This window comes from Candidatus Binataceae bacterium, from assembly GCA_035294265.1.
Classification (GTDB): domain Bacteria; phylum Desulfobacterota; class Binatia; order Binatales; family Binataceae; genus DATGLK01.
This window is the reverse complement of sequence record DATGLK010000009.1, coordinates 1-15410: the sequence shown is the minus strand read 5'-3', so window position 1 is coordinate 15410 and position 15410 is coordinate 1. Positions and strand designations below refer to the sequence as shown.

The 15410-nt window shown below is 63.3% G+C and carries 11 protein-coding genes; 9 read left to right on the top strand and 2 right to left on the bottom strand.

Annotated features, from left to right (window positions below):
* From VKV28_01080 to VKV28_01040, 9 genes are all read left to right on the top strand, one after another.
* On the top strand, window positions 1–425 hold a 425-nt coding region (locus VKV28_01080; GenBank protein ID HLH75373.1), incomplete at its 5' end, for a hypothetical protein.
* 15 nt (window positions 426–440) lie between these two features.
* The gene (gene maiA, locus VKV28_01075) at window positions 441–1076 is read left to right on the top strand and encodes a maleylacetoacetate isomerase (protein ID HLH75372.1); all 636 of its coding nucleotides are present in this window, start codon (window positions 441–443) and stop codon (window positions 1074–1076) included.
* Between the two features lie 5 nt (window positions 1077–1081).
* Entirely contained in the window at window positions 1082–1444 is a 363-nt protein-coding gene (locus VKV28_01070) for a hypothetical protein (GenBank protein HLH75371.1), read from the top strand.
* On the top strand, window positions 1432–2268 hold the full coding sequence (locus VKV28_01065; protein HLH75370.1) for a class III extradiol dioxygenase family protein: 837 nt from the start codon (window positions 1432–1434) through the stop codon (window positions 2266–2268). Before VKV28_01070 ends, VKV28_01065 begins: the two co-directional genes overlap by 13 nt.
* Window positions 2269–2433: 165 nt before the next feature.
* A complete protein-coding gene (locus tag VKV28_01060; GenBank protein ID HLH75369.1) occupies window positions 2434–2985 on the top strand; it encodes an Lrp/AsnC family transcriptional regulator in 552 nt (183 codons plus the stop codon).
* Between the two features lie 2 nt (window positions 2986–2987).
* Window positions 2988–7541, top strand: coding sequence for a glutamate synthase large subunit (gltB, locus tag VKV28_01055; protein ID HLH75368.1), 4554 nt, complete (start codon window positions 2988–2990; stop codon window positions 7539–7541).
* 82 nt (window positions 7542–7623) lie between these two features.
* The gene (locus VKV28_01050; protein HLH75367.1) at window positions 7624–9072 is read left to right on the top strand and encodes a glutamate synthase subunit beta; all 1449 of its coding nucleotides are present in this window, start codon (window positions 7624–7626) and stop codon (window positions 9070–9072) included.
* Window positions 9073–9218: 146 nt separating this feature from the next.
* Complete coding sequence (locus VKV28_01045) at window positions 9219–10802, top strand: rhodanese-like domain-containing protein (GenBank protein HLH75366.1); 1584 nt, start codon at window positions 9219–9221, stop codon at window positions 10800–10802.
* A 584-nt stretch (window positions 10803–11386) separates the two neighbouring features.
* Window positions 11387–11986, top strand: coding sequence for a class I SAM-dependent methyltransferase (locus tag VKV28_01040; GenBank protein ID HLH75365.1), 600 nt, complete (start codon window positions 11387–11389; stop codon window positions 11984–11986).
* Window positions 11987–12082: 96 nt separating this feature from the next.
* Here VKV28_01040 and VKV28_01035 read toward each other — a convergent pair whose 3' ends face one another.
* A complete protein-coding gene (locus VKV28_01035) occupies window positions 12083–14809 on the bottom strand; it encodes an AAA family ATPase (protein ID HLH75364.1) in 2727 nt (908 codons plus the stop codon).
* A gap of 1 nt (window position 14810) precedes the next feature.
* On the bottom strand, window positions 14811–15410 hold a 600-nt coding region (locus tag VKV28_01030), incomplete at its 5' end, for a hypothetical protein (GenBank protein ID HLH75363.1).

Sequence of the window (15410 nt, the reverse complement as noted above, 5' to 3'; positions counted from 1 at the left end):
ACTTTACCCATCGCGGCCAGACCTCGCCCATCTTCAATTATCCCTATAGCCGCACCCGCGAGGCCCTGACCAGCCTGACCCGCCATCAGGAGCCCGATCGACACGACGGCTACAAGATGAAGTACATCAATCCGCTCAACGGCGACTGGGCGATGCCGACCATCGCGACCTGCATGCAACTACTGCCCAAGGGCTTCGTCACCGCCCCCTATCGCTGCACCGCGGGCACGGTCTTCGCCGTGGTCGAAGGTGAGGGCGAAACCGTGGTCGGGGAGACTCGGCTCAAATGGGGCCCGCGCGACACCTTTGTGATTCCCGGCTGGCATTTCCATCAGCATCACGCAGTCAGCGAGGCGGTGCTGTTTTCCTTTTCGGATCAGGCCGCGCAGGAACGGCTGGACATCTTTCGCGAGGAGCGCGGCTAAGGCCAGCAAAGCGTGATGAAGCTTTATTCGTTCTTCCGCTCCTCCGCCAGCTTCCGCCTGCGGATCGCGCTCAACCTCAAGGGGTTGAGCTACGAATATGCAGCTATCGGCCTGCGCGGAGCACAGAACTCCGATAGCTACCGTAGGATCAACCCCCAGCAATTGGTTCCGGCGCTTGACGACGGGGGGCGGGTGCTGATCCAATCAATGGCGATCATTGAGTATCTGGAGGAGACCCATCCCCTGCCGCCGCTGCTGCCGGCCACGCCAGTTGAACGCGCGCGGGTGCGCGGGTTGGCGCAAATCGTGGCCTGCGAGATCCATCCGCTCAACAACCTGCGCGTGCTAAACTACTTAGCTAAGGAGTTGGGCCAAAGCGAAGAGCTTCGCAACCGCTGGTATCGCCACTGGGTCGCGCTGGGGCTGGAAGCGATGGAAGCGCTGCTGGACGACCCCGCCAGCGGTCGCTTCTGTCATGGCGACCAGCCCACGCTGGCCGACATTTGCCTGGTTCCACAGCTCTACAACGCGCGCCGTTACGAATGCGACTTGACGCCTTACCCCAGGCTGTTGGCGGTGGAGGCGGCCTGTCGCGAGCTGGCGGCCTTCGAGCAGGCCCGGCCCGAAAAGCAGCCTGACGCGAGTAGTTGAGACTTATGCCCGAACGATACGACGGCATTCCCGGCACTTACGTCTTCGGTCAGAGCTTGGCACGTGCCGGCTATGAACTGAACAAGATGGCGTTTTCCCTGGCCCGCAAGGAAAACCGCGAGGCCTTCGCGCGCGACGAGGATGAATATTTGTCCCGTTACGCGTTGACCGCGGCGCAGCGCCAAGCGGTCAAGGAGCGCAACTGGCTGCGTCTGATCGAGCTGGGGGGCAACATTTATTACATCTACAAGCTGACGGCGGCGGTCAAGCCGATCCCGATGTCGGAGCTGGTGGCGCGCCAGCGCGGGGTTGACCAGGAGACCTTGATGCGGGAAATCATGGGGCGAGACCAGACATGGCGCGGATAATCGGCGGGATCGGAACCTCGCATATTCCCCTGGTGGGGGCGATCGTCGATCGCGGGCTGCAGGATAGCGCGCAGTGGAAGCCGTTTTTCGATTCTTATCAGCCGATGCGCCGATGGCTGGCCGAACAGCGTCCCGAGGTCGCCATCGTGGTCTACAACGATCATGGCGCCGATTTTTTCCTGGACAAAATGCCTACCTTCGCCCTGGGGCTAGCCGACCACTATCCGCCCGCCGACGAAGGTTGGGGCGTACGCCCACTGCCCGCGCTGCCGGGCGATCCTGATCTGTCCTGGCATCTGGCCGAGAGCTTGATCGAGCAGGAGTTCGACCTGACCCTATGCCAGGAGTTGCGCGTCGATCACGGCCTGCTGGTGCCTATGAACCTGCTGTGGGGCAGCCCCCAGAGCTGGCCGGTTCGGATCGTCCCGCTGCAAGTCAACGTTTTGCTCCATCCTATTCCCACCGCTGCACGCTGCCTTAAACTGGGTCAAGCGTTGGGGCGCGCGGTCGCATCGTTTGCTCAGGATTACAAGGTTGTAATTGTGGGCACCGGAGGCATGTCCCATCAGCTCCATGGCGCGCGCGGTGGTCACACCAATCCCCGTTTTGACAACTTTTTTCTCGAGCAATTAGAGCGTGATCCCGCCGCTTTGGCCAAGCTGTCGCGGCGCGAGCTGATGGAAGAGGCGGGTGCGGAAGGGGTCGAGCTTATCATGTGGCTTATCATGCGCGGGGCCCTGGAGCAGGCCACCCGGTTCTATCGTTCCTATTATGGGCCGGTTTCGGTCACCGCCGCCGGCTCGATTCTGTTCGTCAACGGCTGAAACGGCCGGGTTTCCGACCTGCGCGAGATTGGCGGGCCGGGAAATTTTAGGCTAGAGGCGGTCGGCACCGGTTTTTTTTCAATCGGCGGCGCCTTTTGCCTAACTTTCCTTGACACAAACGCGCAAGACTGATTTATTTTTACGGCCCCTATCGCGGTTTTGCTTATGAAATTAGGCTTAAATGCTGAGCTGGACGCAATCGATTTGCAGATTCTGTCCATGCTCCAGGAACATTGCAAAACCCCATTGGCCAAGCTAGGTGAGCAGGTCGGTTTGTCGGCGCCCTCGGTTATCGAGCGCATCAAGAAGCTGGAGGACAGTGGCATCATCACCGGCTATCACGCCACGGTGGATGCCCGGCGGTTGGGGAAGGATGTTACTGCGTTCATCGGGGTGTCGATCAGTCATCCCAAACTGATCGGCCGGTTCGAGACCACGGTGGCGGAGATGGACGATGTTTTGGAATGCCATCACGTCACTGGCGAGCACAGTCTGTTGCTCAAGGTCAAGACCGACGATACCGCCGCGCTTGAAAGCTTGATCAGCACGATTCGTTTTATCGAGGGGGTCTCGAGAACCGAAACCATGGTGGTGCTGTCGACGCACACCGAACGGGTCACTGTGGCGTTGCCGCTCAGCGAGGGCGGCGAGGGTGGCAGCAGCCGCCGTCCGCGCCACCCGGGCCCGCGCGTGGGACTGCCACCCAAGCGAGCGTGACGATGCATCAATTTGCCTCTCTTCCCGAGCGCCAAGGGTTGTATAACCCCGACTTTGAGCGCGAGGCCTGCGGCGTGGGCTTCGTGGCTAACTTGGCCGGCCAGGCCTCTCACGACATTGTCCGCATGGGCTTGCAGGTGCTCGACAACCTTACCCATCGCGGCGCTTGTGGATGCGATCCGCGCACCGGTGACGGCGCCGGAATTTTGCTCCAGCTGCCCGACGCCTTTCTGCGCCGCGAGAGTCGCGCGCTGGGTTTCAGCCTGCCCGTGGCGGGTCGTTACGCGGTGGCGATGGTATTTCTGCCAACACAGCGTGATGCGGCCGATCTGTGCGAGCAAATCGTGGAGCGAGTCGTGCGCGAGGAGGGCCAGCGCTTTTTGGGCTGGCGCCCCGTGCCGGTGGTGCCCCAGGAATGTGGGGAAATCGCGCGGCGAGCGATGCCGGTAATCAAGCAGGCCTTTATTGGCGCCGGCCAGCTTGACGCCGATGATAGCGACGCCTTCGAACGCAGGCTTTACGTGCTTCGCCGAGCGATCGAAAACCAGGTCGCGCACAGCCTGGGCCCGCGCGGCGAGCTGTTTTACATCTGCAGCTTGTCGGCCTCCACCGTGGTCTACAAAGGCCAACTGATTTCCACCCAGATTCCCAAGTTTTTTCCCGATTTGCGTGACCCCGAGCTAAGCAGCGCATTGGCGATGGTTCATCAGCGCTTCTCCACCAACACCTTTCCGAGTTGGGCGCGCGCGCATCCTTACCGCTTCATGTGCCACAACGGCGAGATCAACACCCTGCGCGGCAACGTCAACTGGATGCATGCGCGGGAGAAGCAGTTCTCCTCGCCCCTGTTCGGCGCTGATATCGCCAAGCTGCGCCCGGTCATTCAGCCCTCGGGTAGCGATTCGGCGATGTTCGATAACGCCCTGGAGCTTCTCGTGCGCACCGGTCGCTCGCTGCCGCACGCGGTCATGATGATGATCCCCGAGGCCTGGCAGAATCACGAGTCGATGAGCGAGCGCAAGCGTGCCTTCTATCAGTTTCACTCCTGCCTGATGGAGCCCTGGGACGGGCCGGCCTCGATCGTTTTCACCGACGGGCGGCGAATCGGCGCCGTGCTCGACCGCAACGGCTTACGTCCCTCGCGCTACCTGGTCACCAATGACGGGCTGGTGGTGATGGCTTCGGAGACCGGAGTTTTGGATATCGCGCCCGAGCGCATCGCGCACAAGGGACGGTTGCAGCCGGGCCGGATGTTTTTGGTGGATACCGAGCAGGGGCGTATCGTCGATGATGAGGAACTGAAGGAGGCGATCGCGAGCCGTCAGCCTTATCGCCAATGGCTGGACGAAAATCTGGTCGATTTGGAGCAGCTGCCGGTTGTGCCGCTCCAGCCGATTGCCAACGGTAGCGCGCCCGCTTCCCTGCTCCAGCTCCAGCGGGCCTTTGGCTACACCTTGGAAGAGCTCAAAATCATCCTGGGGCCGATGGCGCTCAACGGGCAGGAGCCGGTGGGCTCGATGGGCACCGATACGCCGCTGGCGGTGCTCTCGCGCCGTCCACGCCTGCTATTCGATTACTTCAAGCAGCTCTTCGCCCAAGTCACCAATCCGCCGGTGGACCCCATTCGCGAAGAATTGGTGATGTCGGCCGAGACCACTTTGGGTGCCGAGCAAAATCTGTTCGAAGAAGGTCCCGAGCATTGTCGCCAGCTGCGCCTGCCCACGCCGATCCTTTCCGATCTTCAGCTGGAGCAGATAAAACGCCTGGCCCGGCCCGGCCTGCACACAATCTCATTGCCTATCCTGTATCCCGCGCAGGGCGGCGTCGCGGCGCTGGAAGCGGCGCTGGAGGAGCTCTGCGCGCAGGCCTCACGCGCGATCGCCGAGGGCTACACCATTATCGTGCTCTCCGACCGCGGGGTCGATGCCGACCATCTGCCCATACCCAGCTTGCTGGCCACTGCCGCTCTCCATCATCATCTAATCCGCGAGGGCACGCGCACTCGGGTGGGGCTGGTGGTGGAGAGCGGGGAGCCGCGCGAGGTGATGCATTTTTGCCTGCTGCTGGGCTACGGCGCCGGCGCGATCAATCCCTATATGGTTTATGCCAGCTTGGCGCGGATGGTGCGCGAGGGGGAGTTGCATGGGGTCGATGCCGAAGAGGCCGCGCACAACTTCGCCAAGGCGGTCAGCAAGGGGCTGATCAAGACCGCCTCCAAGATGGGGATTTCGACGCTGCAAAGCTATCGCGGAGCGCAAATTTTCGAGGCCCTGGGCTTAGGACACGAGCTGATCGAGCGCTATTTCACCTGGACCGCCTCGCGCATCGAAGGAATCGGCCTGGAGGTGCTTCATCAGGAGACGGTTGTGCGCCATAGCGCGGCCTTCGCGCCCAGCCCCGAGGAGGAGCCCGAGCTGGAACCGGGTGGCCAGTATCAATGGCGGCGGCGGGGTGAGTACCACATGTACAATCCCGACACGATCGCCAAGTTGCAGCATGCGGTGCGCGCTGGCAGCTACCGCTTGTTCAAGGATTACACCCGCACCGTCGATCGGCACAGCCGCGAGGTGGCGACCCTGCGCGGTCTTCTGCGCCTGCGCCCGCGCCGCCCCTCGATCCCGCTGGAAGAGGTCGAGCCAGCGCGCGAGATCGTCAAGCGCTTCAAGACCGGGGCGATGTCGTTCGGTTCGATCAGCAAGGAGGCCCACGAAAATCTCGCGATCGCGATGAATCGCCTGGGGGGCAAGAGCAACACTGGCGAGGGCGGTGAGGACAGCGAGCGCTTCGCCCGCGATGCTAACGGCGATTGGCGACGCAGCGCGATCAAGCAGGTGGCCTCGGGGCGCTTTGGAGTTACCAGCAATTACCTGGTCAACGCCGAAGAATTGCAGATCAAGATGGCGCAGGGGGCCAAGCCGGGCGAGGGCGGCCAACTACCCGGCCACAAGGTAGATGAGTATATCGCTAAAATCCGCTATTCCACGCCCGGAGTCGGTTTGATCTCGCCGCCGCCGCACCACGATATCTACTCGATCGAGGATTTGGCCCAGCTCATCTTCGATTTGAAGAACGCCAACGACCGCGCCCGCATCAGCGTCAAGCTGGTGGCCGAAGTCGGGGTCGGCACGGTGGCCGCGGGTGTGGCCAAGGCCAAGGCTGACGTGGTTCTAATCAGCGGTCATGACGGTGGTACCGGAGCTTCGCCGCTGAGTTCGATCAAGCATGCCGGTATTCCCTGGGAATTGGGGCTGGCGGAAACTCAGCAGACGTTGGTCCTAAACGGCCTGCGCGGGCGGATCAGGGTCGAGACCGACGGCCAGCTCAAGACGGGCCGCGATGTGGCTATTGCGGCGCTGTTGGGAGCCGAGGAATTTGGCTTTGCCAGCGCCGCTCTGGTGGCCTCGGGCTGCGTGATGATGCGAGTGTGCCATCTCAACACCTGTCCGGTCGGCGTGGCCACCCAGGATCCGGTGTTGCGGGCCAAATTCGAAGGCAAGCCCGAGCATGTCGTCAACCTGATGTTGTTTATCGCCGAAGAATTACGCGAATACATGGCCGAGCTGGGCTTTCGCACGGTGGCAGAAATGGTCGGGCATGTCGAATGCCTGGAAGCGGACCCAGCCAGCGACCATTGGAAGGCGCGCCAGCTCGACTTGAGCAACATCCTGCACCAACCGCAGGCCGAGCCCGGTGCTCCGCTGCATTGCGTGGAGAGCCAGGATCACGGCCTGGAGCAGGTGCTGGATCGGCAGTTGATCGAGTTGTGCGCGCCCGCGCTCGCTGAGCGCAAGCCCGTGGAACTCCATCTGCCAGTGCGCAATGTCGACCGCGCGGTGGGCACCATGCTGTCGGCGGAAATCTCGCGCCGCTTTGGCGAGGAGGGCTTGCCACCCTATACTATTCAGGTTCTGCTGCAGGGGTCGGCGGGTCAGAGCTTCGGCGCTTTTCTGGCTCGCGGCGTCGCGCTTTATCTGGAGGGCGACGCCAATGATTACTGCGGCAAAGGACTGTCGGGCGGGCTTATCACGGTGCGTCCGTCGCGCCAGGCCCGCTTCAAGGCCGAAGAGAATATTGTGGTGGGCAACGTGGCGCTCTACGGCGCCACCAGCGGCGAGGCCTTTATCCGCGGTATCGCCGGCGAGCGTTTTGCCGTTCGCAACAGCGGCGCGCTCGCGGTGGTCGAAGGTGTGGGCGACCATGGCTGCGAGTATATGACCCGCGGCCTGGTGGTGGTATTGGGGCGCACCGGACGTAATTTCGCCGCCGGGATGAGCGGCGGCGTAGCTTACGTCCTGGACGAGGAAGGTAGCTTCGCCCAGCGCTGCAATACCAGCATGGTGGAGCTGTGCGAGGTGAGCGGCGAGGGCGAAGCTCAACAGCTCCACACCCTCATCACGCGCCATTTGCAATATACCCACAGCGCGGTAGCGCGCCGCCTGCTGGATCAGTGGGACGCTTTGCGGGGCAAATTCGTCAAGGTGCTGCCCACCGAATATCGCAAGGTGCTCGAACGCCAGCATCTCAATGCCGAGACGATGCGGCTGGCCGCGGTCTAAGAGGAGCGCGCTGTTTGCCTGGTCGCGGGGTTAACCGGGTCCGCGGCTGAGCAATTTCAAGGTTGGGAGTACGGGTTTTCTGATGGGCAAGATCACGGGCTTTTTGGAAATCGCGCGCGAAGCGCCGCAGCGCCGGCCGGTCAAGGAGCGGCTACGGGATTGGCGCGAGTTTGATCTGAAGATGCCCGAGGACAAGTTACGAGCGCAGGCGGCCCGCTGCATGGATTGCGGAGTCCCCTTCTGCCACAAGGGCTGCCCGCTGGGAAACATCATCCCGGATTGGAACGACCTGGTTTATCGCGGGCGCTGGCGCGAGGCCATCACCCGGCTGCACGCCACCAATAATTTTCCCGAATTCACCGGGCGCATTTGTCCGGCCCCCTGCGAGGAAGCCTGCGTCCTCAACATCAACAACAATCCCGTCACCATCAAGTTGCTGGAAAAGAACATCATCGACCACGCCTTCGCCGAAGGCTGGGTCGCACCGATGAAGTCAATCCGCGCCACTGGCAAACGGGTCGCGATAGTTGGGTCGGGACCTGCCGGCCTGGCCTGCGCTCAGCAACTGGCGCGCGCCGGCCATCGCGTTACCGTGATGGAGCGCTCGGATCGGGTGGGTGGCCTGCTGACCTACGGCATACCCGACTTCAAGCTGGAGAAATGGATTGTCATGCGGCGAATCGAGCAGATGGCCGCCGAAGGCGTGGAATTCCGCACCAGTTGCACGGTAGGAGTGGATTACCCCGCCGAGCGTCTGCGCCAGGAATTCGACGCGGTCTGCCTGACGATCGGTGCCACCAAGCCGCGCGACCTGAGTATCCCCGGCCGCGAGCTTGACGGCATTCATTTCGCGATGGATTTTCTGCCCTTGCAAAACCAGCTTAATTTCGGCGACCAACTCGCTCCGGGCCGGATGATCAGCGCCCACGGCAAACGGGTGGTCATCCTGGGCGGCGGCGATACCGGCTCCGATTGTCTGGGGACTTCCAATCGCCAGGGCGCGCTGTCGGTGGCCCAGTTTGAGTTGTTGGCCAAGCCGCCCGCGGAGCGCACCGCCGAGATGCCGTGGCCGCAGTGGCCGATGATTCTGCGCACCTCGACCTCGCACGAAGAGGGCGTCATTCGCGATTGGAGCGTTAACACCAAAAGCTTTTCGGGCGAAGGCGGGCGGGTCAAACGGCTGCACGGAGTGCGGCTTGAATGGCAACGTCACGATGGGCGCATGGCGATGCGTGAGCTGCCCGGTACCGACTTCGAGATCGAGTGTGATTTGGTACTGTTGGCCCTTGGCTTCCTCGGACCAGAAACCGAGGGTGCGGTCTCACAACTCGGGCTCAAGCTCGATTCCCGGGGCAACATTGCCTGCGACGCCAACTACATGAGCAGCGAAGCGGGGATCTTCGCCGCCGGCGATGCGCGCCGAGGGCAATCACTGGTGGTGTGGGCGATTTGGGAAGGGCGCGAGGCCGCCCGCTGTATCGACCAATATCTGATGGGCGAAAGCCGACTGCCCTCCAGCCCCGATCTGTAGCCGAACGCTTGGTGCCGGCGTCGCGCTCAGCGTCCAGGTCCTTGGAGTGCCCGGTCCAAAATCGAATTGATCGTTGACTGCTCCCTCGCCCTGCACCCTACACTGCTTATGAGAGCATCCAAGGGATGCCGGAGGAGGGCAGGGGCGTGCAGTTAAACCCCGCGGCCGTGAAGCGCATGATCGGCGACGGCGAAGAGGTAGCTTTGCTCGACGTGCGCGAAGAAGGTCTGTTTGCCACCGGCCACCTATTATTCGCCTGCTCGCTGCCTCTCAGCCACTTGGAGTTGCGAGCCGCGACATTGGTGCCACGGCGTGAGACCCGCACTATCGTCATCGATGAGGACGGCGGCCCACTGGCCCAGCTAGCGGCCCGCCGGCTGTCGGATTTCGGCTGGAAGAATATTGCCGTACTCCAGGGCGGTGTCGAGGGTTGGCGGCGCGCGGGCTTTGAGATCTTCAGCGGCATTAATGTGCCCAGCAAAGCCTTCGGTGAACTGGTTGAAGATCAATGCGGTACCCCGCGGATCACACCCGCCGAGCTCAAGCGCAGGCTGGAGCAGGGCGAAGACATCATCATCCTCGACAGCCGACCCCAGGAAGAATTTCGGGTGATGAGCATTCCCGGCGCGTTGGATTGTCCGGGGGCCGAGCTGGTCTATCGCGCCTTCGATCTGGCGCGCGGTCGCACCGCCACGGTGGTAGTCAATTGCGCTGGTCGCACCCGCAGCATTATCGGCGCGCAGTCGCTGATCAACGCTGGGATGGAAAACCCGGTCTTTGCCTTGGAAAACGGCACTATGGGCTGGCGCCTGGCGGGCCTGGAGCTGGCGCATGGTCGTGATGACGTCGCGCCGCCGCCTTCGGCTGACGGCTTGAGCCGGGCCCAAGCCGCCGCCAGCAGCTTGGCCCAGCGCTTGGGTCTGCGCGAAATCGGTTGGAACGATCTCGCCCAAATGCAGTCGCAAAGCCAGCGGGCGCTTTACCTACTCGACGTTCGTACGCCGGCCGAGTATCAGTCCGGCCATCCGGCGGGCTGGCGCTGCGCGCCCGGCGGTCAATTGGTGCAGGCTACCGACCAGTACGTCGGGACGCTCAAAAGCCGGCTGGTGCTGGGCGACAGCGACGGAGTGCGGGCCCGGATGACCGCCTCCTGGCTCATCCAGATGGGCTGGCGCGACGTCTTCGTGTTGCGCGACAACCTTTCCACGCGGGCTTGGGAAAGCGGCGCCGAGCGGCCGGAGATCCTGCCGCTGCTCACGGAGATCGCCAGTCTGGAGGCTGGCGAGTTGCACCAGATGCTGGCGAGCGGTGCGGCCACGGTTATCGATTTTGCCACCAGCCTGGAATATCGCGCCGGTCATATCGAGGGCGCCTGGTGGGCGATTCGCGCCCGTTTGGAGCAGGCACTGCCTCGTCTGCCGCAAGCTGGCGCGCTGGTGGCAACCTCGCCCGATGGCGTCCTGGCTCGTTTTGCCGCCGCCGATCTCGCAAAACTCACCGCTCGCCCGGTCTTCGCTTTACGGGCCGGAACCGCGGGATGGCGCGCGGCGGGCTTTTCGCTTATTACTCAGCCCGAGCAGCTAGCCGATGAACCGGTGGACGTCTGGTATCGACCCTATCAGAACCGGCAGGGACCTGAAGACGCGATGCGCGCATATTTGGCGTGGGAGCTGGGGTTGCTGGAGCAGATCGCCCGCGATGGCGACGCCCGCTTCGCCGTGGCCAAATAAGTTGGCCGTGCTTGCCTGAACGGGGGCCGTTAGTAGGCACGACCTCAGCGTGACAACGGCCGGGACCGGTTAGCAAAATTTGCCATATCGGGTATTCCTGGATTCGGGAGAACTGGCTATGCCAGCCTGGAACGTCAACCTTTACCGCCCCGCAAGATGCGTTCGTTGAAGGCGTGGTCAAGGCAGGCGGGTACCAGAATGCCAGCGAGGCGATCCGTGACGCACTGCGCATGCTTCAACCAAAGCGGCGCGAGGAGCTCAAACTTCGGGCTTTGCGTGACCAAATCAAGGCAGGTCTCGACGCACTCGAACGAGGTGATTTTACCGGGATCGCTAACGCGGCGCTCGACGACTATCTTGGAGGGTTAGTTCCAACGCCTCGCAAAGGTGCATGCGTTCGTGGAGCGCGCGGACGGTCTCGATCGATCCCGGCGCGATTGCCCGCGGTCTCTCGCCCCGCCGACCGGAAGCGGTTTGATACGGAACGGCCCGGGGCGATAGCCGGATCGGGACTCCATCAAAGCGCTGGCCAGCCCCTTTTCGAAAGTGCAAGCTTGCAACTTTGATCTTTCAGGGGACGCGTGATGGAAACTTTGCTCCCCGGGTTTTTTCCAGCAACCGCAATGCCGGACCCGGACTGGTGGGAAGCGCTGTGGCCCGATCCCGCTCAAGTGGTTGTTAAGCTTGGCGTCGAGGCGCAGACAGAGGTTGTGGACCTCTGTTGCGGCGATGGGCTCTTCACCGTACCCCTCGCGCGCATGAACCGGCATGTCATCGCGATCGACCTCGACCCCGCATTGCTCGACAAGGCGCGCGCACGACTGCTGCGAGCCGGCATTACCAATTACGATTGTTTTGCGATAGACGCCTATCAGCTTGCTGAGGTCGTTCGCGAGCCAGTTGACTTTGTGCTGATCGCGAACACCTTTCATGGAGTTCCGGACCAGAAACGTCTTTCACGAGCGGTTGCCGCAATTCTCAAGTCGGGCGGGCGCTTCGCGGTTGTCAACTGGCATCGCCGCCCGCGAGAGGAGACCCAGGTTTTAAATCAGCCGCGCGGGCCGAGGACCGCGATGCGAATGGAGCCAGAAGACGTGACGGCAGCGGTCAGTTCATCGGGCCTCAGGTTCGAGCGTGCGATCGAACTGCCGCCTTATCACTACGGCGTGATCTACACCAAATAGCGGGCGTCGCTGTTTTCCAAATGCCGACAAACGCGTGGCCTCTTCGATAAATTACAGCCTAGGGTCACCATCGAGAACTCACCGCGGCCTGAGCCGTCAGACAGGAGGGGGCAGTTCGATCAGGCGGTCACGAGTGGGGTCGCGATAAGTCTGCGCCCAGTTGTATGCGCGCATGTCCTGGGTGAACAGAATCACCTGGCGCTGGCGGCTTAGTTGATGCAACACTGCCATCACGGCTTCAACCCGCTGATGATCGCAATGGACCGTAACGTCATCCAGCAGCATCGGGCAGACCTCGCCGGTTTTGGTCAGATGGCTGGCCAGCGCGGCGTGCAACAGCAGGAAGATTTGTTCGGCGCTCCCGTGTGACAAGCGGGTCGCCTCGCGCAACTCGCCTTGGCGGTCGCGCACTTGCACCATCAGGTTTGCGGGATCGACGATCGCTTCGCGATAGCGCCCGCCGGTGATGTCTGCCAGCGACTGGCCGATCGAAGCCGCCAGCACTGGTGCGATATCGCGATGGGCTCGTTCCTGGGCCCGCTGCAGGAACTCGCGCGTGCGGGTGAGCGTATCCTCTAACCGCCGTACCCGTTCCAGCTCGGATTGCGCCGCCGCCATCTCCTCCTCGGCTTCCGCGAGTGGGGGTAATTGGGGTAGGCGCGCGCTTACTTGGCCGCGCAGCAGATCGGCGTCCGACCGTGCTCGATTGTAGGCGTCGCGGGCGCGAGTCAAATCCTCGTTGCTGGCCGAGGCAAGCTGCGCCGGAGGTTGCGCGCTTAACTGCGCAGCAATTTGCTGGCAGTGTGCCGCTTCCTCCGCCATTTCTTGCAGCGCGCGCCCCTTGAGCAAGTCGGTCAGCTCCACCCATTCTTGATAGGCAAGCTGATAGGCCTCGACCGCCTTTTGCTGCGCGGCCAGCCATTCGCGCAGTTGCCCGACCAGCAGGTCGTCATCGTCCGCTGGCGCGAGACCGCATCGCTGGGCCGCCTGATGCAGGCGCGCCTGTGCGCTCGCGCGCGCTTCCTGCGCCTGCTGATAGGCCGCCTCGGCCGCCAACCGCATCGAAAGCTGTCGTTGTAGGTCGTCGCGACGACTGGCCTGCATGGCCTGCGCCGCATTGCGCTCGCAAGCCGCGCGATAGGTTTGGGAAGCGGCAGCGAGATCGGCGGTCAGAGCCTTCACACCGCGGCGCTCCAGCGCCGCGGCGAGAGCCTGCGCGGCGGAGGCTTGTGCCGCGGCAAGCTGACCATCAATATGCTGCCAGCGCTCCAGTTCCGTTGCCGCCATTTGGGCGCGATCGCAGGCCTCGGCCAGATCGATCAAAACTTGCGCGCGCGGCTCCAGCCCCAGTTCACCCAAGCGTGCCCGAGTCGCTTCGATCTGGCCCTGCCATTGCTGATGCTGATGGACGGCGGAAGCGCGCGCCAATTCCACCTCGCGCAGTTCTTTGTCCAGGTCGTTCAACCCGATTCGCTTGAGATAGGCCCACCCGGCCGCGATTAGGCATAGCGCTCCTGCGAGTGCCGCCCACGCAAGCTGGCGAATCGCAATCGCGCCCGCTGCCAGCAGCAGCATTATCGTCGCGCCGCCGATGCCGATCGCGCTTGCGCGGCGAGCACGCCGCAGCTTGGTGCCGAGATCGCTCCCGCGCGCGTCCAGATCGGGCGCTGGCTCGGGTGGGGGCAGAGATAGTTCGTGCGCCAGATCCCGCAGCTCTGAAGCGCTCGCACCACCGGTTTGCGGCGATGGAAGGGGCGCTGGTCGGCTTTTGCGATGCAGCTCCAATTGGCCCTGGACATCCAAGTAATCACGCTCGGCGGCGACGAACTCGGAATGGGGCACGGTGTCGCCACTGGGGGCCAACGGCAGGGCCTCAAGCTGAGCTCGCAACTGGGCGCTATCGGGCCCCGCCAGCGGCACAAGCACAGGTCGTTGCTCCCATTGGGCCAGGGTTGCGACCACCTCATGCGCCAGCTCCCGCGCCACCGGCACCGGAGCTTCTGGATGGCGCGCGGCCAGCTCGCGCGCCCGATTCAGGCGGCAATTGGCTTCTTGTGCCGTCCGCCACGCGATCGCAGCCTCGATCGCGCGCGCCCGAGACTCACAGTCCGCGGCGGCGGTTTCGGCTTTCTGCGCCTCCCCTGCCAAATCGTCGAACTCCGCCCGCTGCCGGCGAGCCTCTTCCAACCTCGCCTGCGCCTGCTCCAAGCGGTTGATCGCCTGGCGCAGCGGTCTGACGCTGTTAACCCGGTCTTGCCCTACCTGCTCGGAGAAAAATACGTTCAACAGCTCCAGCGCCCGCGCCGCGGTTTGATCGCGCCCGGCGCTGGCGGCCGCGCGCTGCAGATGCTCCTGGAGCTGGTCGGCATTGGCGAGCAGGCTCAAGAGTTGCGCCTGACGCACGCAGGCGGTCGCGATAAATGCCCGCCGATTGAGTCCCAGCCAGCGTGAGCCGTCGGGCGCGCCTTCGAAAACGATCTCGCTCGACACGTCGCGTCCCAAGTCCAGATCGGTGGCGCGGCAATCGACTCCGCCTTCGAGATCCTGGCGCATTTCGATTCGGCGCCCGTCTTCCAGCACGATCGCTGCGCTCACGGCCCATCCGCCGCCGGCCCAGGGGCGATAGCGCTCGAATTCCCGCTCTGCTTTTGACGGCGGCCCCTTGGTGCGTCTGCGCCCGCACAGGGCAACGTAAAGGACCGCGTGCCAAGTGGATTTGCCCGCCTCGTTAAGGCCGTAGATAAGGTTGAAGCCCGGCGCCAATTCCAGGGTTTGATCGCACAGGCAACCGAAGGCAGCCGCTTTGATGGACTCAAAGCGCATCCTACGGCTCCAGATCATCGCGCCCGTCGAGGGCGCGCAGACCGGTGATCAGGATGCGCTGGCGCAGCGCTTCATCGAGGTCCGGGGCGTCGAGCACGTCGCGCACGAACTGACCCCGCACGGTGCGTTCATCCTTAATCTGTCCAATGTCGTAGGCGACGCCCAGCCGCCCCTCGCGCACTATCAGTTCATCCAGCCCCGGGGCGATGTCGGTCAATTCCTGGGGTCGGAGACTAACCTGGGGCGCGAGATCGCCAGTCAGGGTCACACGGACCACTCCCGCCAGACCCTCGGTGGCTCCGGCCAACCGCTCGCGGACCTCCTGCTGGCTGGCGCAGCCGGTGAGGTCCAAAGTCAGGTCGTGAAGTTGGGTCAGCGCCAATACCCGCCGTTCGCGGGCTACCGACCCATCACTGGCCACGGTGGCGATTACGGCGCCGCGCGGCCCCTCCTCGCCGAAGCTCAAGGGCTCCGGATTGCCCGGATAGGTGAAGCGCTCCGCGTCTTGGGGCGAATGGTAATGGCCCAGGAAGGCGTGATGAATTCCGGCGACTTCAAGTTGCGCGGCGGCAAAGGGCGCGTGAGGTACTTTGGTGTGGTC

What these genes read in the sequence shown, in the direction of transcription:
- VKV28_01050 (HLH75367.1), top strand. Translation starts at nt 7,624, where the DNA reads ATGGGCAAGATCACGGGCTTTTTGGAAATCGCGCGCGAAGCGCCGCAG.
- gltB (HLH75368.1), top strand. Translation starts at nt 2,988, where the DNA reads ATGCATCAATTTGCCTCTCTTCCCGAGCGCCAAGGGTTGTATAACCCC.
- VKV28_01060 (HLH75369.1), top strand. Translation starts at nt 2,434, where the DNA reads ATGAAATTAGGCTTAAATGCTGAGCTGGACGCAATCGATTTGCAGATT.
- VKV28_01070 (HLH75371.1), top strand. Translation starts at nt 1,082, where the DNA reads ATGCCCGAACGATACGACGGCATTCCCGGCACTTACGTCTTCGGTCAG.
- VKV28_01065 (HLH75370.1), top strand. Translation starts at nt 1,432, where the DNA reads ATGGCGCGGATAATCGGCGGGATCGGAACCTCGCATATTCCCCTGGTG.
- VKV28_01040 (HLH75365.1), top strand. Translation starts at nt 11,387, where the DNA reads ATGGAAACTTTGCTCCCCGGGTTTTTTCCAGCAACCGCAATGCCGGAC.
- maiA (HLH75372.1), top strand. Translation starts at nt 441, where the DNA reads ATGAAGCTTTATTCGTTCTTCCGCTCCTCCGCCAGCTTCCGCCTGCGG.
- VKV28_01035 (HLH75364.1), bottom strand. Translation starts at nt 14,809, where the DNA reads ATGCGCTTTGAGTCCATCAAAGCGGCTGCCTTCGGTTGCCTGTGCGAT.